The sequence below is a fragment of the Cohaesibacter marisflavi genome (genome assembly GCF_963665895.2).
Taxonomy (GTDB): Bacteria; Pseudomonadota; Alphaproteobacteria; order Rhizobiales; family Cohaesibacteraceae; genus Cohaesibacter; species Cohaesibacter marisflavi.
Map to the genome: position 1 here is coordinate 1,031,386 of NZ_OY762534.1, position 23,679 is coordinate 1,055,064.

20 protein-coding genes are annotated in these 23,679 nt (G+C 53.2%); 5 read left to right on the forward strand and 15 right to left on the reverse strand.

Features of this window, described 5'->3' with window-relative positions; genetic code table 11:
• Window positions 1-35 precede the first annotated feature (35 nt).
• The 7 genes from ACKPCT_RS05870 to ACKPCT_RS05900 form a co-directional block, all read right to left on the reverse strand.
• Complete coding sequence (locus ACKPCT_RS05870) at window positions 36-1,067, reverse strand: LacI family DNA-binding transcriptional regulator (RefSeq protein WP_319568660.1); 1,032 nt, start codon at window positions 1,065-1,067, stop codon at window positions 36-38.
• 52 nt (window positions 1,068-1,119) lie between these two features.
• A complete protein-coding gene (locus ACKPCT_RS05875) occupies window positions 1,120-2,103 on the reverse strand; it encodes an ABC transporter permease (RefSeq protein ID WP_407652478.1) in 984 nt (327 codons plus the stop codon).
• A 5-nt stretch (window positions 2,104-2,108) separates the two neighbouring features.
• On the reverse strand, window positions 2,109-3,086 hold the full coding sequence (locus ACKPCT_RS05880) for an ABC transporter permease (protein ID WP_090073640.1): 978 nt from the start codon (window positions 3,084-3,086) through the stop codon (window positions 2,109-2,111).
• Entirely contained in the window at window positions 3,083-4,591 is a 1,509-nt protein-coding gene (locus ACKPCT_RS05885) for a sugar ABC transporter ATP-binding protein (RefSeq protein WP_319568662.1), read from the reverse strand. Before ACKPCT_RS05885 ends, ACKPCT_RS05880 begins: the two co-directional genes overlap by 4 nt.
• Before the next feature lie 73 nt (window positions 4,592-4,664).
• Entirely contained in the window at window positions 4,665-5,657 is a 993-nt protein-coding gene (locus tag ACKPCT_RS05890; RefSeq protein ID WP_319569389.1) for an ABC transporter substrate-binding protein, read from the reverse strand.
• 338 nt (window positions 5,658-5,995) lie between these two features.
• Window positions 5,996-7,510, reverse strand: a complete 1,515-nt coding sequence (locus ACKPCT_RS05895) for a sensor histidine kinase (protein ID WP_090073645.1) — start codon at window positions 7,508-7,510, stop codon at window positions 5,996-5,998.
• Between the two features lie 15 nt (window positions 7,511-7,525).
• Complete coding sequence (locus ACKPCT_RS05900) at window positions 7,526-8,257, reverse strand: response regulator (protein ID WP_090073646.1); 732 nt, start codon at window positions 8,255-8,257, stop codon at window positions 7,526-7,528.
• A 196-nt stretch (window positions 8,258-8,453) separates the two neighbouring features.
• On the opposite strand from ACKPCT_RS05900, the gene ACKPCT_RS05905 reads away from it, so the two are divergent.
• From ACKPCT_RS05905 to ACKPCT_RS05920, 4 genes are all read left to right on the forward strand, one after another.
• Window positions 8,454-9,704 carry an ABC transporter substrate-binding protein gene (locus ACKPCT_RS05905; RefSeq protein WP_090073648.1) on the forward strand — a complete coding sequence of 417 codons (1,251 nt, stop codon included), beginning with the start codon at window positions 8,454-8,456 and terminating at the stop codon, window positions 9,702-9,704.
• A 124-nt stretch (window positions 9,705-9,828) separates the two neighbouring features.
• Window positions 9,829-10,725: a carbohydrate ABC transporter permease gene (locus tag ACKPCT_RS05910; RefSeq protein WP_090073649.1), complete on the forward strand. Its 897-nt coding sequence runs from the start codon at window positions 9,829-9,831 to the stop codon at window positions 10,723-10,725.
• On the forward strand, window positions 10,718-11,605 hold the full coding sequence (locus ACKPCT_RS05915) for a carbohydrate ABC transporter permease (RefSeq protein WP_090073651.1): 888 nt from the start codon (window positions 10,718-10,720) through the stop codon (window positions 11,603-11,605). The genes ACKPCT_RS05910 and ACKPCT_RS05915 overlap by 8 nt, the downstream gene beginning before the upstream one ends.
• An 11-nt stretch (window positions 11,606-11,616) precedes the next feature.
• On the forward strand, window positions 11,617-12,732 hold the full coding sequence (locus ACKPCT_RS05920; protein ID WP_090073653.1) for an ABC transporter ATP-binding protein: 1,116 nt from the start codon (window positions 11,617-11,619) through the stop codon (window positions 12,730-12,732).
• A gap of 177 nt (window positions 12,733-12,909) precedes the next feature.
• Here ACKPCT_RS05920 and ACKPCT_RS05925 read toward each other — a convergent pair whose 3' ends face one another.
• Complete coding sequence (locus tag ACKPCT_RS05925; protein WP_319568663.1) at window positions 12,910-13,800, reverse strand: DAPG hydrolase family protein; 891 nt, start codon at window positions 13,798-13,800, stop codon at window positions 12,910-12,912.
• 273 nt (window positions 13,801-14,073) lie between these two features.
• Here ACKPCT_RS05925 and ACKPCT_RS05930 point away from each other — a divergent pair, with 273 nt between their 5' ends.
• Entirely contained in the window at window positions 14,074-14,979 is a 906-nt protein-coding gene (locus ACKPCT_RS05930) for a LysR family transcriptional regulator (RefSeq protein ID WP_319568664.1), read from the forward strand.
• Window positions 14,980-15,505: 526 nt separating this feature from the next.
• Here the strand turns inward: ACKPCT_RS05930 and ACKPCT_RS05935 are convergent.
• From ACKPCT_RS05935 to ACKPCT_RS05965, 7 genes are all read right to left on the reverse strand, one after another.
• Window positions 15,506-16,576 (reverse strand): BMP family ABC transporter substrate-binding protein, encoded by a 1,071-nt coding sequence (locus ACKPCT_RS05935; RefSeq protein ID WP_090073805.1) that lies wholly within the window; start codon window positions 16,574-16,576, stop codon window positions 15,506-15,508.
• A gap of 147 nt (window positions 16,577-16,723) precedes the next feature.
• Window positions 16,724-17,644 carry an ABC transporter permease gene (locus tag ACKPCT_RS05940; RefSeq protein WP_090073657.1) on the reverse strand — a complete coding sequence of 307 codons (921 nt, stop codon included), beginning with the start codon at window positions 17,642-17,644 and terminating at the stop codon, window positions 16,724-16,726.
• Window positions 17,644-18,732 carry an ABC transporter permease gene (locus ACKPCT_RS05945; RefSeq protein ID WP_090073659.1) on the reverse strand — a complete coding sequence of 363 codons (1,089 nt, stop codon included), beginning with the start codon at window positions 18,730-18,732 and terminating at the stop codon, window positions 17,644-17,646. The genes ACKPCT_RS05940 and ACKPCT_RS05945 overlap by 1 nt, the downstream gene beginning before the upstream one ends.
• Complete coding sequence (locus tag ACKPCT_RS05950; RefSeq protein ID WP_090073661.1) at window positions 18,722-20,311, reverse strand: ABC transporter ATP-binding protein; 1,590 nt, start codon at window positions 20,309-20,311, stop codon at window positions 18,722-18,724. The genes ACKPCT_RS05945 and ACKPCT_RS05950 overlap by 11 nt, the downstream gene beginning before the upstream one ends.
• Window positions 20,312-20,620: 309 nt before the next feature.
• Window positions 20,621-21,505 (reverse strand): LysR family transcriptional regulator, encoded by an 885-nt coding sequence (locus ACKPCT_RS05955; RefSeq protein ID WP_210186765.1) that lies wholly within the window; start codon window positions 21,503-21,505, stop codon window positions 20,621-20,623.
• Window positions 21,506-21,756: 251 nt separating this feature from the next.
• Window positions 21,757-22,452, reverse strand: a complete 696-nt coding sequence (locus tag ACKPCT_RS05960) for a CDP-alcohol phosphatidyltransferase family protein (protein WP_090073664.1) — start codon at window positions 22,450-22,452, stop codon at window positions 21,757-21,759.
• Window positions 22,453-22,516: 64 nt separating this feature from the next.
• Window positions 22,517-23,512, reverse strand: a complete 996-nt coding sequence (locus ACKPCT_RS05965; protein ID WP_090073665.1) for a DUF2182 domain-containing protein — start codon at window positions 23,510-23,512, stop codon at window positions 22,517-22,519.
• Between the last annotated feature and the right edge of the window lie 167 nt (window positions 23,513-23,679).

Below are 23,679 nucleotides of genomic sequence, written 5' to 3' on the forward strand. Positions count from 1 at the left end.
GTCTCCCTGAACAGCCAATCAAGCCGGATTCCTGCTCAATACGATGGATGATAGGTCTTTTGTGGCGGTGGTGCGGTTGTTTCCCTGATGACAATCTCTGTTGGAACCACGATGGAGTCCGTGTCCGGATTATCGCCGGAAAGATGGGCGAGCAGCCGTGTCATGGCACGACGTCCAATTTCAAGGCATGGCTGGCGCACGGTCGTCAAGGCGGGCACGAAAGCCTCGGCGAGATAGGTGTCATCAAAGCCGAAGATCGAAAGATCCTCGGGTACGGAAAGCCCTCTCTTTTTGGCCGCACGTATGGCGCCGAAAGCCATTTCATCATTGGCCGTGTAAATGGCGGTCGGTGGGTCTGGCAGATCAAGAAGACGGTCGGCGGCTCTCTCTCCGCTTTGATAGCTGAAATTGCCCTGTTGGATATAGGCCTCCGGCAGCTTGAGCCCGTCGGCCATCATGGCGTGGCGAAATCCCGCCAAACGCCTCACGCTCATGCCTTCGGGAATGGGGCCTGCGATATAGGCAATCTTCTGGTGCCCCAGCGAGACGAGATGATCAATCGCCTCGATGGAGGCGTATTCATTGTCAATGACCACGTGGGTCAAGTCGACATTGTCGATCATTTCAAGAGCCACAACCACTTTTTGGGAGATGTCGTGAGGCAAGTCGCAATCGAGCGGCATTTTGCCGGTCATCAGAATCATTCCGTCAGCACGGCCATCGCTCAACATGTTGAAATAGTCGGCTTCTCGCTTGGGGTCGTCCTCGGTGTTGGCCATCAAGAGCGAGTAACCTGCATCATGGGCTATGCTTTCTGCGCCCTTGAAGATATCCAGATAAAAGGGGTTGCCGATGTCGCGGACCACCACCAAGATCGACATTGTCTTCTGGGTTCTGAGGTTGCGCGCGCTTATGTTGGGGCGATAGTGCAGTGTTTCGGCAATCGCGCGAATATGGCTAAGTGTCGGCTCCGCGACCAGCCCTGTGCCACTCAAGGCGCGCGAGACCGTCGTCGGCGATACACCGGCCTTGAGTGCGATATCTTTGATTTTTGCCCTCTTGTTCACGATTGCCCTCGTTCGCTTCTTATGGTCCCCCTTTTTGTTCCTGTTGTTGTTGCTATCCGCGCAAGGCCTTGCTGCGACCATAGAACAAGAGGAGAACAAGCAGGGTGAGGCCAAACACGACCTGTCGACCGGATTCGCCTATGCTGAGTGTGGTCAGGATGCTTTGCATCAGGATCAACAGGAAAGCACCGGCCATCGTGCCTGTATAGCCGCCTTTGCCTCCGGAAAGTGGGGTTCCTCCGAGAACAACCGCGATGATCGAAGACAGCATGTAGCTATCGCCCACATTGGCAAAGGAGGTACCTGAATAGCCAAGAATGCAGATGCCCGCGAGCGCTGCGAACATGCTCGACAGGGCGAACAGCATGATGCGGATCAGCCGCACCGGCACACCCGCCATATAGGCGGCATTTTCGTTTGAGCCGATGGCGTAAATCTTGTGTCCAAGGGATGTGCGCATCAGCAGGAAGGCCATCAGCAGCCCTACCGCTGCCCAGAGCCATATGATGCCGGGTAGATTGAACAGGAAGGGTTTGGAGACAAAATTGGCAAGCGCAGGAGCTGCTAGGCCCGATGGAATGCCCTGTCTTATGACCACCAGAAGGCCCTGAAGCACGCCGAGCATGCCAAGGGTCATCACAAGCGGCGGAATGCCGAAAATGGTTACGCCAACGCCATTGATCAGACCTACCAGCCCGCCAGCAGCGAGACAAACGAGGATGGCGGCAATGATATTGGCGTTGCTGCCATCCATGACATTGCCAGCGAGCACGGCGCTCAGGGATACGACCCCTCCGACAGAGAGGTCGATCCCCTCGCGTCCCCCCAATATAACCAGATTTTGCCCGGCAGCGACGATACCGAGCAAGGCTGCCACGATGAGCAGACGCAGGATCTGTTCCATCGAAGCAAAGCCGGGTGACAATGCTTCGCCCGCAGTGAGCAGAAGCACGATCAGAATGAATGCGACCAGAAGCGGGTTTTTCAGATAGACAAAGAGTGTGGATCGGGACACTTGCGGGTTGCTATGCTGCATGATGGTCATTGGTTGATCCTCTTGGAAGCCAGAACACCGAGCATCAGCACCACAAGGATTGTCGCCCCTTGGGCCAGATTCTGCCATTGCGACGGGACGCCTGCATAAAAGACAAGCGAGCTGATCAAGCCGATGATGATCGCTCCGATGGCCGAGCCAAAGGCTGACCCGATGCCGCCGGAAAGGGCTGTCCCCCCCAGCACAACAGCGGCCACGCTCGACAGTGTCATGGCTCCGCCCACGAGCGGATCGCCGCTGGCCGTATCACCCGTGATGCAGAAGGCGGCAAGGGCTGCAAAAATACCGCAGATGATATAGCCGTAGATCCGGATGCGCGTCACTGACAGGCCGGATTGATAAGCCGATAGCTGTCCATTGCCCACGGCGAGCAGCTTGGTGACAAGCCCGGTTTTCGCCATGATAGCCAGAAGCGCGATCAGAATGGCGATGAAGAAGAAGACATTGGGAATGCCATAGCTGCGCCCACCATAGACCTTCCAGAAGAGGCTTGGTGCCGGCATGCCAGCCACCGGCAATACCCAGAGCGCGATACCGGAAATAAGAATGCTGGTGGCAAAGGTTGCCACGATGGCTTGCATACGCAAGCCGGAGACGACGATGCCATTCATCAGGCCACATAAGGCGCCGATCGCTATGCCTGCGCCCAGCGCTAACAAAACCACATAGGGTTCGCCGCCGAATTGGCTCATGATCACCACAATGGATACATTGACCAGAGACAGGATGGCTCCCACAGACAGGTCAATATCGGCGGTGTAGACCACAAAGGTCTGGCCCACGGACAGAAACACAAGGGCAAGATAGGTGCTCGCAACGCCCTTGAGCGCACGCACCGTCATACTGTTGGGTTCGGCGATGCCGTTCAGGATGAACAGCAGCATCAGCATGCCAAGCGCCGGTATGAAGGGAAAGCGCCTTAACAAGGTTGCCATGCGGGATTTGAATGATATGGCCTTGGTCATTGTGCCCCCGAATATGCTGCCTCATAGAGGTTGAAGCGTGTCTTGTCTTCGCCCACGAGTTCGCGCGAAACCGAGCCATTGTTGAAGACCAGAATGCGGTCTGAATGGGCAAGCAGCTCGCCATCTTCGGACGAATAGAGAATAATCGCCATGCCTTCGTCCGCGAGCTTGCGCACCAGCGCGAAGAGTTCGCTTTTGGCGCTGAGGTCGATGCCCTTTGTCGGGTCGTCCAACAACAGGATATCGGGCGGATTGGTCAACCAGCGGGCGATGACCACCTTCTGCTGGTTGCCTCCCGAAAGAGAGCTGATGGAGGCTCCGAGGCTGGAATATTTGGTATTGAGTGCGCCGAGAGCAGGCTCGATGATGCGTGCAAGCACACTCGGGAAGGCGAGAAATGTCTTGTCCTTGAGGAAATGGATGGGCGACACATTTTCCATGATGGAACGGCCGGTTATGACACCATCACGCACGCGATCACCGGAAACATAGGAAAAGCCATTCTTGATGGCCGCGCGCGGGTTTGTCGGGTGAACCGCCTCACCATTGAGCAGCAGTGAGCCGGACTGGAGCTTTTCGGCGCCAAACAGGGTGCGTAGCAAGGTCGATTGACCCTGACCGTGCAAGCCTCCAAGGCCGAGGATTTCACCCTTGGCAAGGGAAAAGCCGACATTGCGAATATGCGCTCCCGAGAGTCCTTCGGCGACCAGACAGCTTTCGGTCTTCTTTTCGGCTTGCGGGGCTAGGCTGGCCTCTAGGGCTGCGGCTTCGGGCTGCTCTCCGATCATGTCACGAATGACTGTAGAGTGATCCGTCTCTTCAATAAGGCGCGAGGAAACTGTTGTGCCGTCGCGAATGACGGTGATCCTGTCCGCAATATCGAAGATCTCGTCCATACGATGGGAAATGAAGATGATCGACCGCCCCTCGTCCTTCAGCTCGCGCAAGATGGAGAAAAAGCATTCCACCTGCGAGCGATCAAGCGCTGAGGTCGGTTCATCAAAAATCAGGATCTCGGCTTCGCTGGCCAGCGTCTTCATGATTTCAACCAGTTGTTTCTGGTCGGGGCGCAGCTTCGCCACCGGAGCATCGGGGGTGAACCCCTCTCCGATTACCGTTTCGAATTTGCTGATATAATGCTCAGCTCTCTTGTTGAGTTCGGCATCATCTATCAGGCCACCTGCATGGGTTGGCAGGTGATAAAGGTTGATATTCTGGGCGATTGATAGGCTGTTGGCCAGGCTCAGCTCTTGATAGAACAGGCAAATGCCCATTTCCCGCGCAGCTTGCGGGCCAAACAGCGTGACCGGTTTGCCATTGAGTTCAAACGTGCCGCCATCTGGCCGAACGCTGCCAGCGATGACCTTGCAGAGCGTGCTCTTGCCCGATCCATTGGCTCCAATCAAAACATGGATTTCGCCGCGCTCGAGCAGCAGATCCCCGGAGGCCAAAGCAGTTGTTGCACCGTAATATTTGCAAATCTGCTGTAGCTTCAATCGACTCATGGCGATGCACCTTCGTTATCGTCTGTCGAAGGATGCCGCAGACACTTTAGGTCTGCGGCATCACTCATCGTGATTACTTGAAGTATGCTTCCGCTTCGTCGATGCTCAGCGCGCTTGTGTAGGAATAGAAGCCCGGTTTGCCTTCCAGTTCCTTGGCAACAGTTTCGACATTGTCCCCGTCGATGAACGGAATAGGCAGATACATGGCGTTCTTATACTGGCCTGCAGAGGCCGGTTCTTTCAGTTCCCTACCCTGAAGCATAAACACCGCGACATTGAGAGCGCTGGCCATGACGCCAGGAGGGTTCACAGAGGCGCCTGAGGTGAAATCATTCTTCACCCACAGATCGATGAAGTCCTTGCGGATTTCGCCTGTTGCTGCCACTTCACCGGCTTTTCCGGCATCCATCAGAGAGCGCCAGGCACCCGCTGCCATGCCATCCTGTACCCAGACACCGTCGATATCGGGATAGGTTGCCAGTAGGTTCTGCATGGCCTGCTGGCCTTGTGCCTGATCCCAGTTGGCGTTGACTTCGTTGACGACCTTGATATCAGGATATTGGTCAAACACACTGGTATAGCCAGCAATGCGCATTTCATTGGCCGGATGTCCGGCAACGCCGTTGATGGCGACCACCTGCCCTGAGCCTTCAAGGGTATCTGCGAGCCACTGTGCACTCAGAGCGGCCCAGTTGGTCTGATCGATGCCCACATAGATTGCGTCTTCCGAGGAGACTTCCGCATCGGTCGAAATGACCAGAATGCCATCTTCCTTGGCTTGTGCGAAGACCGGGTCAAAGGCGGTCGGGCTGTTGGGGTTGATGATAATGGCATCGACGCCCTGATTGATGAAATTGCGAACATGCGCAATCTGTCCGGGCACATCAACGTTGGCGCTTTGCACAACGACCTTGATGTCTACGCCCTTGTCTTTCCATTTTTCGGCAGCTGCTTGAGCTTCCTCAATCATCTGGGTGCGCCATTCAGAGCCAACCCAGCCGTTTGACAAGCCGATGGTAAAGTCTTCAGCTTGCGCTACAGGAACAGCCAGAGCCATCACGGCCATCCCCAGAAGTGCTGTTTTCAACTTCATCTGCTTCCTCCCATGTCACAAATGATGGTTGCAGTCTGGGGAGAAATGAAATCGATTTCAAACAAAATTATGAATTCGATTTCATCCCTATTCATTGGCTGTTCTGGGGGGGCTTTGAGAAAAGCTAAAACTTTGGTTTGTAAGGCTTTGAATCTGCAAGAAGACTTTACACATGTGCGAATGCTGTGCCCTATTGTCTGTTGGTTGACACGCCGATTGCATGAATTGTCAATGCTACTAAGTTCTCTAATTCAGAGGCAGATTATCGACAGGTTCTTGTCCATCGAATGCGCTTTACGGACCTTTCGGTACTAGTTCGTGAAAATGTCGCGTGGCAGTGTGATTTCAACGCGCAGGCCTTCGTTGCTATTGTTGAGGGTCATTTCGCCCTTGTGGTTGTGCACGATTTCATTGGCGATACTCAGCCCCAGCCCAACGCCTTTGGTTTTATGGCCTTCATTGCCCCGCTCGAAAGGAAGCAACACCTTTTCGATCTGGTCACTGGGGATGCCTGGACCTCCATCAACGATGGTGATAACGGTCTGCTCGCTGCCATCATAGCCAAGAAACACCTTGGCGTATTTCCCATATTTGAGGCTGTTATCAATGATGTTTGAGAGTGCCCGGCGCAACTGTTTGGGCTTGCCTATCATGAAACCGCGTGTCTGGGTGGAGAGCTCGATGGATGGGGCGACGCTGAATACGGAAGCAACCCCTTCAATTTCAATCGGAAGCGTTGAGTCAAAGCTCACATCCTTGTCCATATCCTGATAGTCATCGCACAGGCTGGTGATGAGCGAACTCAGCGAGAAGCGATGACGCTCTTCGGTATTCTTGTGCAGAGAGAGGAAATCAAGCGCCCCTTCCACAAGATCGTGGATGGTTTCCAGATCGCTGGCAAAGCGCTCTCGGGTCTCTTCTTCCTTGATCATTTCCGTGCGAAGCAACATGCGGGTTACAGGCGTACGCAGATCGTGGGAAATGGCAGCAAGGCCGAGTAGCTGTCGTTCGCGTTCCCGGTCGAAACGTTTGACCAGTTCGCGCATATTGTCCTGAATGGCTAGCGCCTCAGTGGGAGCGAACGGTCCGAGAGATTTGCGCGTGTATTTGGTGCCTTGGCTCAGCTTTCTGAATGGCAGCATGAGAGTGGAGGAAAAGGGGAAGCAAAGCGAAAGAGTGAGTGCGGCGACGAAGAGCGTGAGGAATGCGCCTTGTGTCTCGGAAAAACGCGCCCGCCAGAGCAAGGGAGACGAGATTTCAAGCACCTGATCTTGTTCAAGGAAGATATAGAGCGTGGCTTCTATATCCTGTCTGGCGATGGCCAGAGAAAGGGATGCCAGACGCACAGAAGCCGGGATGGGCTGATTGAAGGTGCGTGATCCATCTGTCGCATCCAGTGTCGGGTTATAGATGCTGTCTTGCTGCAAATCCGTGCTGTTGTTGCGCGAACTGAGCAGTCCCGGTAAAGGCGGATTATCCCTGAAGCGAACCGCTGCCCTGACGCGCTTATCGTTCAATATAAGGATCAGCGGTGACACAAAGCTGTCTTGCTCCCTTGGGAAGCTATTATGAAAGCGGAAGCTATAGGGTTTCTCCTGTCCAGCGCAATTCATTTTGGCCGGTTCGAGACTATTGAGGCAGCGCTCTATGATCTGAGACAGGCGGCCGCCCGTCATTTCTGCAATGGAGAGCTCTGCTCTTCGGTCCAGATAGGTTTGCACCACTATCCAGGTCGTAGCGATACCTGCCATGAAGGCCAGAGAGAGCATTGTCGCGATACGCGCGGCATGGCTGCGTGGGAATATGGACAGAATGGATTGCCGCATGGCCTTCAGCTCTTTCTAGAGAGTGGTCGATCGCGCTGAACTCGTTCCATTGGAGCTTTCAATCTCGCAACAGAATTTGTAGCCCTGATTGCGCACCGTACGGATGTACTGAGCCTTGCTATCCACGTCGGTCAGCTTCTTGCGCAAGCGACTAACCAGAATATCAATACGGCGATCACCAGGCTCAATGTCATGGCCAATCAGCAGCTGGGCCAATTCGTCACGGGATACCGGATTGGGGGACGCCTGTGCCAATATGGAGAGAACGGCATATTCGCGCGTGCTGAGCGGAACAAGCAGATTCCTTGGCGCATGCAACTGCTCGTTCGTCAGATCCAATACCCAGCCATCAAAGGAGAGCTTGCCAGCGGATGTCTTGCGCTCGCCCGGCCCTGTGCGCCTTAACAGCGCATTGATGCGCGCCAACAGTTCGCGTGGATTGAAGGGCTTCTCCATATAGTCATCGGCTCCCAGTTCCAACCCGATGATGCGTTCGGTGTCTCCCTTTACTGCCGAGAGGATGATAATCGGAACAGAAGACGTGGCCCTCACCTTCTTGCAGAATTCAAGGCCGCTTTCACCGGGCAACATCAGATCGACGATCAGTAGATCAAACATGACATTGCCGCGCCTATAGGCAACCTCTGCGGATTCCGAGACCACGCACTGAAAATGGCGTGCATCCAGATAGGAAGACAAAAGCGCTGAAATTTCAGGATCATCCTCAATGATATGGATACGCTGCATCCTGTTTCCTCCCCCCTAATACTCTTGACTAATCCATTTTAGACAACAAGAGTGTCAATGTTACAATTTGTAACATACATCGGTACCAAACACAGTTTCTGATACAAAAACTTACAAAAACCGGCTGCTGGTTCCAGAGAATCCATTCTACAATCAATAGGCATATTTTGTTTTCATTTTATCTTGGGAGGAAAAAATGAAATCTCTGAAGCTCGCTCTTATGGGAGCGATTGCGTTGGCTGCTACGCCACTTGCAGCTCAGGCTGAACCTGTTGCCGAAGTCCTGCACTATTGGACATCTGGCGGGGAAGCCAAGGCCATCAAGGAACTTCAACAAGCATTTCAAAAACGTGGCGGTAAATGGATCGACGCGCCTGTCGCTGGTGGCGGCGGCGATGCGCAGGCCGCAGTGCTGCGTTCTCGCGTATTGGCGGGTGATCCACCTGCTGCCGTTCAGATCAAAGGGCCGAATATTGCCGAATGGGCAGAAGCTGGCGCTCTGGGCGATTTGTCCGACGTAGCCAACGCTCAAGGCTGGGACGACATCCTGCCACAAGCCATCAAGAATGTTGTCAAATATGATGGTCATTATGTTGCCGTGCCGGTCAACGTGCATCGTGTCGACTGGATCTGGGCTAACCCGGAAGTTCTGGCAAAAGTCGGAGCTGAAGTGCCAAAGACCTGGGACGAATTCAACGCAACGGCTGACAAGCTAAAGGAAGCCGGTATCGTTCCGTTGGCCTATGGTGGGCAGCCCTGGCAGGATGCAACGGTTTTCGAAACCGTCGTTCTGGGCATCGGTGGCATCGATTTCTACAAGAAAGCAATGGTAGATCTGGATGAGGACGCTCTTGGCTCTGACACCATGATCAAGGTGTTCGACCAGATGCGGAAAATGCGTGACTATATTGATCCCGATTATCCGGGTCGCGACTGGAACCTGGCCACCGCTATGGTTATGCGCGGGGAAGCCGCCATGCAGATCATGGGCGACTGGGCCAAAGGCGAATTCGCCGCGGCGGGCAAGAAACCCGGCGTCGACTATATCTGCGCTCCTACACCATCCGATGGTGGCTATATTCTGAACTCTGATAGCTTCGCCATGTTCAATGTCTCAGGCGAAGACAAGAAAGAAGGACAGGATTTGTTGGCAGAACTGATCCTGGGTAAGGAGTTCCAGGAAACTTTCAATCTTTACAAGGGATCTATTCCTGCTCGCATGGATGTGCCTATGGATAAATTCGACTCCTGCGCCATCAAATCCATGGAAGACATGACTTCTGCTGCCAAAAATGACACGTTGGTCGGCTCTGTTGCTCACGAGATTGCACAGGCTGGCGCCGTTCGCGGTGCTTTCCTTGACGTTGTAACGGCGCACTTCAATTCTGACATGTCCTCAGAAGAAGCAACCAAGAAACTGATCGATGCGATCAGGCTCGCCAAATAAAAGCTTGCGGGGTTTGGGCCGGCCTTTTGGTCGGCCCTTTCATCCAGGGAGGCTTTCCGCTCCTTTCATATCGCTTGAAAGCAGAGTTTGCCTTGGCCTCCACACCCCAGAAAGGAGAGCCCAAATGGCTAGTGTTGCGGGAAAAATCGCGGTTAGGCTGGAGAGACTGATCCCCAAGCTTGTAATCGCTCCCGGCTTTTTGGCGATATTGCTGTTTGTCTACGGATTCATTATCTGGACGGCCTATATCTCTTTTTCCAAGTCGAAGATGCTGCCCAATTACACCCTGATCGGATTACGTCCGTATGAGCGATTGTTCCAGATGGACCGGTGGAATGTCGCATTCACGAACCTGATAATCTTTGGTGTGGCCTTCATCGCCATATCCATCATTATTGGTGTTTTGCTGGCAATTTTGCTTGATCAGCGCATTCGTATAGAGGGCGCGATCCGCACGATTTACCTCTACCCAATGGCGATTTCCTTCGTGATCACCGGTACCGCCTGGAAATGGATCATGAACCCGTCTCTGGGCCTGGAGACCGTGGTGCGCTCATGGGGCTGGGAGTCTTTTTCCTTTGGATGGATCGTCGATCAGAATATGGCTGTCTATGCGCTTGTCATGGCGGCCGTCTGGCAATCATCCGGTTTCGTCATGGCCCTGTTCCTTTCAGCGCTGAGGAGCGTTGATCAGGATATCATCAAGGCAGCCAGTCTGGATGGGGCATCGACCGCCAAGATCTATCTCAGGATCATTCTGCCTTCCATGCGGCCGGTTTTCATGAGTGCGGTGGTCATTCTGGCCCATCTCGCCATCAAGAGCTTCGATCTCGTGGTTGCATTGACCAACGGTGGCCCGGGATACTCCTCTACGCTGCCAGCCAACTTCATGTATGAGATGACCTTCCGCCGCAACGAGATCGGCGTTGGTGCCGCATCAGCCATCATTATGCTTCTAACCGTGATGGCGATCATGGTGCCATATCTCTATTCAGAACTGAGGGGGTCGAAAAATGTCTAATCTGGATATCGTAAGACCCGAAAATTCGTCATTCCAGTGGGTCGGACGGCTGCTGATCTGGAGCATTTTGTTGCTGTTTTGCTTCTGGTTTCTTATGCCTGCCTATGTGGTTATCAGCACATCTTTGAAAAATCTGGAAGAAATTCGGGGCGGTTCGCTGCTGGCCTTGCCTCATGAATTGAATTTTACCGCATGGCAGCATGCATGGAATCAGGCCTGTATCGGTGTTCAATGCACCGGCTTGCAGCCCTATTTCATGAATTCGGTGATGATGGCCATTCCAGCGGTGTTGTTTTCAACAATCCTTGGCGCGCTGACCGGATACACGCTGACCAAATGGCGTTTCAAGGGCAGCAACATCATCTTTGCGCTCATTCTGTTTGGCTGCTTTGTGCCGTTTCAGGTGGTTATCCTGCCAATGGCTCAGACGCTTGGTATTCTGAGGCTCACCAACACGGTTTATGGCCTCATTCTGGTGCATTCTGTCTATGGCCTCGCCTTCACCACCCTGTTTTTCAGGAACTATTATGTCACGATTCCTGATGAACTCATTCGGGCTGCGACCATTGATGGCGCCGGATTTTTCACGATCTTCTTCCGTATCCTTTTGCCAATTTCCCCACCAATCATCGTGGTGGCGGTCATTTGGCAATTCACCCAGATCTGGAATGACTTCCTCTTCGGTGTCAGCTTTACCACCGGAGGGTCGCAGCCGCTGATGGTTGCGCTCAACAACCTTGTAAACACGACCACCGGGGTCAAGCAGTATAACGTTGATATGGCTGCTGCCCTGATCACCGCAGCGCCGACGCTGCTGGTTTATATCGTTGCCGGTCGATATTTTGTCCGCGGCCTGACCGCAGGCTCGGTAAAAGGATAAGGAGAAGAAATATGGCATCCCTATCAATAAGAAATGCGGTCAAACGCTTTGGGGCGGTCGAGGTCATCAAGAATGTATCCCTCGATCTCAATGATGGTGAATTCCTCGTTCTCCTTGGCGCCTCGGGGTGTGGCAAATCCACTCTGTTGAATATGATTGCCGGTCTGGAGAATATCACGGAAGGAGAAATCCGGATCGGAGATCGGGTCGTCAATGATGTGCATCCCAAGGACCGAGACATCGCGATGGTGTTCCAGTCCTATGCGCTCTATCCGAATATGACCGTGGAGAAAAACATCGCCTTCGGTCTGGAGATGCGCGGCATCCCGAAGGAGGAACGCAACAAGCTGGTGTCGGAAGTGGCGACCATGTTGCAGATTGATCACTTGCTGGACCGGAAACCGGCGCAGCTTTCGGGCGGCCAGAGGCAGCGCGTGGCCATGGGGCGGGCCCTTGTGCGCCGACCAGAAATCTTCCTGTTCGACGAGCCACTGTCAAACCTTGACGCCAAGTTGCGTCTTGAAATGCGCACGGAAATCAAGCGTTTACACAAGGAACTTAACGCCACGATCGTGTATGTGACTCATGACCAGATCGAAGCAATGACGCTGGCGGACCGGATTGCCATCCTTAAGGACGGCATCGTGCAGCAATATGCGACACCGGCAGAGATCTATAACAAACCTACCAACGTCTTTATCGCCAGTCTGGTCGGGTCACCGCCGATGAATTTTCTCAATGCGCGGCTTGAAACCGTGGATGATGATGTGGTGGCCCATGTTCCGCTGACCAAAGATCCCGACGGTCAAAAGCTTGATCTTTCGCTCAAGGGCTATGACTCCGATTTGTCCGCCTATATCGGCAAGGAGGTCATAATCGGCATTCGTCCTGAAAATATCAGCTACACCGAAGAACCTGTAAAGGATGGCCATGAAGTGGTTCAAGGTGAAGTGGATGTTGTCGAGCCAACAGGGGCTGATACTCTCTGCCACATCAAATGGGGCATCAACTCGGTGCTGGCCCGCATCAACAACCGCATCGATGTTGCTATCGGAGACAAGTTCAATTGTGCAATCGATATGAAGCGCACCAATGTCTTCGATAAGAAAACGGAAACGCGTATCTGAAGCGCTCATTGGATTTTAAACAAAAAAGCCGGTCAAGAGATGGCTCTGACCGGCTTTCCTTATAGAGAGGTTTGTCATACGGGTGACTGGCCTCTCAGTCGGGTCGCGCCTTTGGCTCACTTTAATCCCCACATTAAGTGGCGATTGGCGCCTACCCGATACAATATGCCAATTGGTTCAAATCATCGGGCTATTCCCCATATCCGCGTAAATGCGTGGTAGCATCTCGCCAAGGCGGGTAAACTCTCGTAAGCAATGCTGGGCGAGACCTTTCACCGCTGGCGCAGGAACCGCTCTGTCCGGTGGGAGCATGAGGCGAGGTTTGCCATCTCTGATCAGATAGCCCATCCAGAAACGCGTACGGTGTTCAAGGCCCAGTTCTGTTTTCCGGAAGGAATGGCACATGATGGCTGGTGCCGGTATTGCATCCTTTGCTGCTCCAACCGGTTTGGACAACCCGAAACCTCCTGCAAAGGCGGCTATGTTGGGCTCCCTGAAGCGCTCTATGTCGAACCCGAAATCTTGAGGCGAGAGGAATTGAATGGCGATATTCTCCATGCCACCGCCGGCGTCTTCTGTCACATAGTGCACCCTGCCCCAATTACGCTTTGAAAGCGGAATGCTCTCATCCAGCAGCCGCTCTCTATCTTCTGGAGAGACTTGAGTGTCCGCGTGGCAATCGGGATACCAGAGGCGATAGCGCAGACCTTCGAGCGGATGCCAGACAAACCACCAATCGATCATGTCCGTCGTGACATCGGGGTAGAGCATTTTGTTGGCAATGAAACCGGCTCCGTTGGGCAGTATACACCAGCCTGTTTCCGTTTCCAGATATCCCGGATCGAGAAGATCATTGATCTGGTCTGGTAAAATCGCCTTTTGAGGATTACAGGGTTCGTCTATCAGTGCGAGTTGCGACGGATCGGGTTCAGGAATGGCTTCCTTAAAATATTTGGCCAAGGGGCCTGCCAGTTCTGCGTCTGTAAGAGGTAGTCTGGCTGTCTTTTGCGCTGCTTGCGCGAAATACAGATCGGAGTCTATGGCGGGAAAAGGCGTTGGCTCAAGCATCCAGACAGTCCTTTCTGACACCACGCTTTGTCAAGGCCCAGTGCGTCAAGTGTAACTCTCTGAGGTCCACGTGATCCTCCCGTATCTCGAAGTCCCGAACACTATCCTCAAATCTGTTTCTAATCGGATAGCGGGCATAAAATATTTTTTCAACCATAATTTGGCGTAAAGGTTTGGGTTTATTGACTTAGTCCCTTTGCTCGGTGCTGATTTTATGAGTATCGTCAGTGAAAGGCCAATCAGTGAAACTCATAAGCGAAATAAGTCAAATTGATGGATAAGTTTGATCTCAATCTTCTGCGGAGCCTTCAGCTTTTGCTCAAAACATGCAATGTGACACTGGCTGCAAAGGCCCAAGGCGTGAGCCAGTCTGCCATGAGTTACAATCTGGCTCGACTGCGCACCCATTTTGGGGATGAACTCTTGACCCGTCAGGGCGGCAAAATGGTTATGACTCCATTTGCGCACGGGCTTCAATCACCCCTTGAGGAGGTATTTGCCAGTCTGGAAGCGCTTACCGTCAAGGATAAGTCTCTGGATCTTGCCCAGTGTCATGAGAGTTTTGTCATTGCGCTGCCAGATATCGCTGAAGCCGATTTTGCACCCGGATTGTTGGCTCTGGTCCGAAGAGAAGCGCCTAACATGACGTTGCATTTTAACCCTCTTGGGTCGATTGATGTCTATGATGAGCTCGATAGTGGCTCCATTCATTTCGCAATCGGAGCCTATCTGGAAGGACGTGTGCACCATAAGCGGAAACTCATGTTTTATGAGCAATTCCTTTGCCTTTACAATCCAGCATTTTTCGACGAGATCTTGCCTGATGAGCTAGAACAATGGTTGGCCTTGCCGCATTTGGTCATGCAGGAAAGCAAGGGCGAGCCGGATCCGCTGCGGCGGGCTTTGGGCAAAACCTACAAGCGGCTCAAAGTGGCGGCTACCACATCACGGCTAATGCTTGTTCCGCATCTGATAAAGCAAGCGCCAGTGGTTTCCACTCTGCCCTCAAGCATTGCCATGCGCTTTGCTCAGCAGCATGGCTTTAAGGTAGCGGTGCCGCCGTTTAAGCTCAAGGAAGTTCCTATAGCGCTTGTCTGGCATGCCTCCTTTGATAAGTCTCCGGCGCATGTCTGGCTGCGGAATACCATCAGTAACTCTTTTCATCCCACCCATGGTTAGGCAGGTTTGTATCGGTTCCGATCTGGAGAGAGGAGCGTTATGAGAGGGGGGGCTCAAAAAAAATGAGGCCCGACCTGTTGGCTGGACCTCATTGACAGCAATCGTTAGAACGGGTCCCCCAAATAAAACGGCTCCTGGAGTGCTGCCCTGGAAACTTCTGGTGATAAAATATCAACGTTATGGATTTTGCGCCAACTCAACTCAAAAAGCAAGTCTAGAAATGTACCAGTTCAATTGCATATTCTTTAAAATATATACTTTAGGATAAAATGTTTGTTGATTTTTTGGATTCTTGTTCCATGTATTAGGTGCTGTTTGATTATGATTTTAATGAGATATTCTCGTTATTAAGCCTGTTGGGCGTTTTTTATAAATAAACGAAAATAGAATGGGACATCTATTCTCAATTCTCGGGAAAGCGGGCGAAATGTTGGTTGGGTGAGTGTTCTGAATACAAAAATCCCCCGAGACATTATGTCACGAGGGCTTTTTTATTCAGAAATGGCTAAGAGCCGAGTTCTGCATATTATTGCGGAACTTTGCCGTCGATGCCCTGAACGTACCAGTTCATGCCGAGCAGAGTGCCGTCGTCAAGGGTTTCGCCTTCTTTGACCGCCAGGGTGCCGTCCTGCTTGTAGACCGGGCCGTCAAATGGATGCAGCTCGCCAGACTTGATCTTTGCTTCGGTTTCAGCGGCCATTTTGGCAACGTCTTCCGGCATGTTGGTGAAGTCTGCCATGTGAACCATTTCCATGTCAAAGCCACCCCAGGTGTCTTCAGACTTCCAGGAGCCATCCATGACGGCCTGAACGCGGGAAATGTAGTATTCGTCCCAATGGTCGACAATCGCCGTCAGCTGGTTTTTCGGAGCAAACTTGATCATGTCGGAAGCCTGACCGAAGCCAACCACACCGCGTTCTGCTGCTACCTGCAAAGGTGCTGCGGAATCAGTGTGTTGAACCAGGATGTCGGCGCCTTGGTCGATGAGTGCTTTGGCCGCGTCAGCTTCCTTGCCCGGGTCGAACCAGCTGTTGATCCAGATGATCTTGACCTTGATGTCCGGATCGATAGACTGTGCGCCCAGCATGAAAGAGTTGATGCCGCGAATAACTTCCGGAATCGGGGTTGCGCCGATGTAACCAACAATCTTGGACTTGGTCATCTTGGCTGCGATCTGACCGATCACATAGCGGCCTTCATAGAAACGGGCAGCATAGGTGGATACGTTGTCAGCGCGTTTATAGCCGGTTGCGTGTTCGAACTTCACGTCAGGGTATTTCTTGGCTACCTTCACGGTCGGGTTCATGTAACCGAAAGACGTGGTGAAGATGATGTCGTTGCCTGCGCGAGCCAGCTTTTCGATAACGCGTTCAGCGTCCGGGCCTTCAGAAACGCTTTCGACATAGGTGGTTTCAACCTTGTCGCCGAATTTCTTTTCGATAGCCTGACGGCCCTGATCGTGCTGATAGGACCAGCCCATGTCTCCCACTGGTCCGACATAAACAAAGCCGACTTTGGTTTTGTCTGCAGCCTGTGCCCCCAGAGAGGCGGTCAGGCCGAGAGCGACGGCTGCTGCCGCTGCGAATAGTTTACGCATATGTTGCATCCCTCTTTCATTGCCTGATCCGATGGTTCGGATCATGTTCTGAGACTTGTCTCTTTTATGGCGCGCTGCCCTCACAAAAAGACCAGAGCGCTGTTTGTTGCTGCCAACTATGGCAGAAAGCGACCAAAAGCTTGGCCGTCAACGGTCTGGAACAAAGGATTGTCCCAGACAGGAAGGTGTATTGACCCGAGCCACTGTGCGGTTGCGGGAAATGAAAACCAATGCGACGATTGTTGCGAGATAGGGCAAGGCCGATAGCAGCTGCGAAGGCACTTCCCAGCCAGCGCCTTGCGCATGGAACTGTAAGATCAGAACTGCACCAAACAGATAGGCTCCGGCGATTGTACGCCATGGTAGCCAGGAGGCGAACACAACCAGCGCCAGTGCGATCCAGCCGCGGCCTGCTGTCATGTTTTCGATCCACAAGTTGGTGTAGACGAGCGATAGATATGAGCCAGAGAGACCGGAGCAAACGCCGCCGAACAGAACGGCATAAAGGCGCACCCGGTTGACATTGTAACCCAGTGCATGGGCGGAGTTATGGTTTTCGCCCACAGATCGCAAGATGAGGCCCGTGCGACTCTTGAACAGGAACCAGCTTACGCCGAAGACGAGCGCAATGGTCATATAAAACAGGATGTCCTGATTGAATATGGCGTCCCCGATGACGGGGATGTCAGATAGAACCGGAATATCAAGGGTCGGGAGTTTGACGCCGGGTGTGCCAACATAATGCTCGCCGATCATGCCGGAAAAGCCCAAACCCAGCAGACTGAGCGCTAGGCCGGTCGCATATTGGTTGGCCACCAGGCCCAAGGTCAGGAACGCAAAGAGTAGCGCCATGACTGCGCCCCCTGCGATACCGGCCAGAATGCCCAGATAGGGGTTGCCGGTGGTCAGCGATGTGGCAAAGGCACAGACCGCACCCATGATCATCATGCCTTCGACACCGAGATTGAGAACTCCGGACCGTTCCACGACAAGCTCACCGATTGCGGCAAGCAGAAGCGGGGTTGAGGCCGTTACAATAGAGACAAGCAAGGCATCTGCGAATTCCATCAGGCGACCTCTTTTGCGCGCAGCTTGTTGCGCCACACAATGCGTATACGATAGTGAATGAGCGTGTCACAGGCCAGAACATAGAAGAGCAGAATGCCCTGGAATGCCTTGGCTGTTTTTTCCGAAATGCCTAGATCAACCTGTGCGGCCTCGCCACCCAGATAGGAAAGAGCCAGCAACAGGCCAGCAAAGATGGCGCCAATCGGGTTGAGGCGGCCCAGAAAGGCCACGATGATGGCAGTGAAGCCATAGCCCGGCGAAATGGTCGGACGCAGCTGGCCAATTGGTCCGGCAACCTCGAGAATACCGGCAAGCCCTGTGAGCGCGCCAGACACGACGAAGGCGAACACGGTCATCTTTTCCTTTGAGAAACCGGCAAAGTTCCCTGCCCTCGGTGTTTCGCCGATGACCTTGATTTCAAAGCCTTTCAGCGTGCGGATGAAGAGCACGAAGACAAGGATTGCAGCAACGACGGCGAATACCGCGCCGATATGCATCCGCCCACCTTCAAACAGGCTTGGCGTCAGCGCATAATCATTGAACAGGCGGCTTTCTGGGAAATTGTAACCATCCGGGTCTTTCCATGGGCCACGCACGAGGAAATCGAGGAACAGCAGCGCCACATAGGTGAGCATCAGGCTGGTCAGGATTTCGTTGGTGGCAAAGCGGTTCTTAAGCAAGGCCGGAATATAGGCAAATAGCCCGCCGCCGATCGCGCCCATGGCCAGCATGATTGGGAATACGGCATAATTCTGGAAGTCCGGGAACATGATCGGCAGCACGGAGCCGAAGATGGCTCCCATGGTAAACTGCCCCTCAGCGCCGATGTTCCAGTTGTTCGAGCGGTAGCAGATTGTCAGACCCACCGCGATCAGAATGAGTGGTGATGCCTTGACGACCAGCTCCTGAAGACTCCATGGGTCCAGCAGAGGCTCCACGAAATAGACATAGAGGGCCTTGCCGGGGTTAAAGCCGAGCAGACCAAACATGATGGCGCCGGTGATCAGCGTCAGGATAATCGCCAAAACGGGTGACATGAGGGACATGACTTGGGATGGCGCGCCGCGCTTTTGCATTTCAAGCCGCATTGGAGCCTCCATCTTCAGGCGTTGCCTTGGCGGGGATCGACAGATCAACGTCATCTGGCGCATCGCCGTGGACCCCACCCATGAGCAGGCCAACACGTTCAAGGGTCATTTCTTCTACTGGCTTCGCCTCAGAGAGGGAGCCCTTGTTGATGACCGCGATGCGGTCTGCAATTTCAAAAATCTCGTCAAGATCCTGTGAAATGACCAAAACGGCAGTGCCTTTTCTGGCCAGATCAATCAGCGCTTGACGAATGAGCGCTGCTGCCCCTGCATCCACGCCCCATGTGGGCTGGGAGACGATGAGAATGGTCGGGGATCGGTCAATCTCGCGACCGACAACGAATTTTTGCAGGTTGCCACCAGAAAGGCTGCCTGCATTCGGGTCTGGTTCGCCTTTACGGATATCGAAATTTTCGGCAATTCGCTGACCGACTTTGCCGGTTTTGGTGCGCTTGATGAACATGCCCTTGCGGGTCATTGATGGCACATCGGAGCCATGGCGGGTCAACAGAACATTTTCTGATAGCCGCAAGGATGGAACAACCGCATGGCTTAGCCGCTCTTCAGGCACGAAGGCAGCGCCAAGCTTGCGGCGTATGGTGATGCTCTTGTTGCCGACTTTCTGACCATCGATCACAACGGCATCGGCCAGTGTCGCCCGTTCGCCCGAAATGGCGTCGAACAACTCGGACTGCCCATTGCCAGCCACACCGGCAATGGCAACGACTTCTCCCCCCTTTAGGGAGAGACAGATATCCTTGAGTTCAATGGCAAATGGCCCTGATGCGGGTAGATCCAGATGCTCCAGCTGAAGTCTTACCGGGGCATTGGACAGATCGGCTTTCTCGCGCTCAACGGATTTGACGCTCGAGCCAACCATGAGGCTGGCGAGCGAAGACGCCGTTTCTTGAGACGGCGTGCACTGGGCTACCAGCTTGCCATGACGCAGGATAGTGGCCGTATCACAAATGCGCTGCACCTCTTCCAGCCTGTGGCTGATATAGAGGATCGAGCGCCCTTCGCTGGCCAGACGCAGCAGCGTTTTGAATAACAATTCAGCTTCTTGCGGGGTCAAAACGGAGGTTGGTTCATCCATGATGATGAGTTGAGGATCTTGCAGCAGGCACCGTACGATCTCGATGCGCTGGCGTTCCCCGACTGACAGATCTGCTACCAGATTGTTCGCCTTGAGAGGCAGCCCATATTCGTTGCTGACCTGCTCAATGCGCTTGGCAAGATCCGACATCTTCTGCCCTTTGGGCAAAGCCAAGGCGATATTCTCCACGACTGTCATGCTGTCGAACAGGGAAAAATGCTGGAAAACCATGCCGATACCGAGCTTGCGCGCTTCAGCCGGGTCTTTCAGATGGACTTTTTTGCCTTTCCAGATGATCTCGCCCGCAGTGGGCTCAAGAGATCCGTAAAGCATTTTAACAAGGGTCGATTTGCCTGCACCATTCTCGCCCAGAAGTGCGTGGATTTCGCCCGGTTGCACGACAAGATCCACCGCGTCATTGGCCAGCAGAGTGCCAAAGCGCTTGGTAAGGCCTTTGGCTTCAAGAAGGGGAACTGATGTCATCACGACCTGTTTACAGAGCTTGTTTTGAACGATTTCCCATCATTCCCATAAATGCAAAACACTGAATGCTTCTTTAGCAGTCAGTGTAGCGGCGGAAAATCGCCAATCTTATTACAGCTTGGGTTCACACTCTGTTTAAGTGACAATGAATTGACAATCCATACGCAAAATCCTTTTCGTCGCTAAAATTTTGACCTTTTAACGAATTTTTTGAATGGAAATTAATCAGGTCTAATAAATGTGCACAATTAGTGATCAGATGGTCTCTGACTGTTCTCCTTATGCGTCTGATGGCAGGGTGATTGTTGCTCAGGAAAAGCGATTGTTGAAGAATTGCTGAGCATGAGTCAGGAACATCGCCGGGGCCAGCTTCAACTTGCGCTGCTGATGGGTCAGGATCGACAGCGTATTATAATGAAGCTGTTCATCGGTAAGCGGCACGAAACGCAATTCTGCATGATCGAGCGAGTCGTTAAGGCCAATCCGGGTTTGAAAACAGACCCCTAGGTCCCGCGCTGCCAATCGGCGCATCATTTGAAGCGTGCTGACTTCTGCAAAAATGGATGGCTCGGTTTCTGTCTTTGCGAGCAAGCGGTCAAGGGCTGTGCGAAGGGACAGACCGCGCGACGGCAGGATGATCGGGAAATCCAGACAATCATGAAAGCAGCAGGAATCCATCTGGGCGAGCGGGTGATTCTTGTTCACCACGGCACCGATTTCAAAGGCGTGGGAATAATTGACCGCAAGCAGGTCTTCATCCGGCGGATCGAAACAAAAGCCGATGTCGGCGTCGGAATCGATGATCTGACGGGCGATATTGTCGGAATGGGTCACCGTGATCCTGAGCTGGATATCGGGATAGCTCTTGCCAAAGGAAGCCGCAAGATCGGACAGAAGTTCGGTTGCAACGCTTTCTACGCTGGCGATGCGTACAATGCCGCGCTTGAGGCCACGCAGGGCGTCCAGTTCAGAGGTTGTCTGTTCGAAGTCGCGCAGAACATGGGTAACGTGTCGCAAGAGAATCTCACCGGCGGGTGAGAGTTGCAGCCGGCGCCCTACCCGCTCAAACAGCGGTACACCCAGGCTGTCTTCGAGCCAGAGAATTTGTCGATTGACGGCCGAGGAGGCAACATTGAGTTCACGACTAGCCGCGCGGATCGCACCATGCTCGGCAACCGCCGCAAAATAACGCAAAGCCGGAGAATAAAGAAGTCGAGCGCGGTCCAGGATGCTGCTCCATGGTTTGGTGTTTTTCTGCTAGGACATTGACATATATAGCAGGATGAAACAAGCACGACGGATTGCCAAGCGCCTTGGATTGTTCACATTGTGTGTAAGGTATCGTCTGTTTATGGCAACAACCGAAGAGAACAGGATGTCTCCCGCAAAGGCATTGGTTGACTTTCGGAGCGTGCTTTTGATCTGTTGGGCTGCCCTTATTGCTGTCAGCTTGCGGGTCTGATCCTGCGCAAATGGAGTAGTGGTCCGATGGCGAACAGGTAGATGCCGCTGATTGCCAGAATAATACGGTCCAGTGACGTTGGCACCATATTGTTGAAAACGACATGGCAGGCAAATACGGACCAGACGGCCACGAAAACCAGTGTCAGCGGGCGCAGGGATTTGACCCGGACAGGATGAACGAACTCAACGGGAATAAATTGGGCCGCAGCCAACAACACAATTATGATGAAGCCGGTGATCGGATCTGGCGTGAAGAGGAAATAATAAAAGAGCACCCCATTCCAGACCGCCGGAAAGCCACGAAAGGCATTCGAGGGGCATTTCATCTGGTCATTGGCAAAATACAAACCGCCGGTTACGACGATGATGGCACCCGCGATAAGCGAATAAGGCATTGGCATCAAATCCGCTTTCATGAAAGCGAAAGCAGGGATAAAGACATAGGTCGCATAGTCGATGACAAAATCCAGACTGTTGCCACTCCAATTGGGCAAAATCTGCGTGACTTTCATTTTGCGCGCAATCGGTCCATCGATGCCATCGACGAACTGGGCGGCGAGCAGCCAGAAGAACAAGGCTGTCCAGTCGCTGTTCGAAGCGGCCAGTGTTGCCAACAAGGCAAATGCTGCACCAGAGGCAGTCAACAGATGAACTAGAAATGCGGTTTGTTTTTGCATGCGCTGTCCCTATCCCAAACTGCTGCGGGAAGCAATCGGAAACATCAGGCAACTGCCACAAAAATCAAATGCCGAGAATGGTTCGCCCTGCAGGGGAGATGGAGAGCACTAAAAGTCCCCAGATTATGAGGAAAATACCGATACCGCGCGTTACCCATGGATTGGGAACAACCTTCTCTATTGCCATCAATAATCCCAGAATTGCCATCCAAATCACATTCATGACCCCAACAGCAAACATCACAACCATGAGCGCCCATGTGCAGCCGGTGCAAAACAGCCCCTGCTCCAGTCCCATGATATAAGAGCCAGCAAAAGAGCGGAAGAAGCCCTTCTCCGTGCGTCGATTGAAATAGGGAAAGGGCAGCTGGCAACGTAACAGACAGGCCTGCTTGGCTGGTGTAAATTGATAAATGCCAGCGAGCAGCAATGTGCTTGCAGAGAATACCATGGATGCGGGTGCCATAACTGGTGACATGGTCTGGATTTCCGTCAGTCCCCATTGCAGCAGGGTGGCTAGGAAGGCAAAGCCGATCCAGATGCTTAGATAGCCCAAAGTCAGCAACAAGACGGAGAATGGTCCGGCTTTTCTGCCCTTTGCTTCTTGCACGGACGCATAGCTTTTCAGAATTGGTGCGGCGGTGGGTAACATCATGGCAATCGCCATCATGACCCACATGGCAAAGACGATGATGAGATCCTGCATGCCCCAGGCGTCCAGACTGGGCATGCCGAAATGGCCGATAGCAGCAGACGGCGCGCAAACAGCGGCGATGAAGGCACGCGTTGTCGGGTCCAGGCTCTCAAATCCGTTGAAAACGTTGAAGGCAGACATGCCAGGCCCAAGTGCGCGCATGTCCATGTCCGGTGCCATGTCGACTACCATGGCAAACAAATAGAACCATGCAAAAAGAGAGGCCGCTGCGATCGCCAGAAAGAGGGCGATGCGAGGCTTTGCTTCGGCTGCAGCGAGTTCGGGATGCTCCGCACGGAAGCGGGCCATTTGCTTTTGTAATTCCCGGCTGCTGCTGGTGTCGAAAAAATTTCCCAGTGGACTCATCTGGACACCGCCTTTTCTTCGTAAGTGGATTCACGCTGTCATATGAACCGGAGTTGGTGCAAATTGCAAGATAGCCATGGTGTCATAGTGTCAAGGCGGTATAGATGCTCTGATCGGCTCAGGCTGGATTTTCTGCCCCTTACAGGCTATGACCCATGCGAACTCAT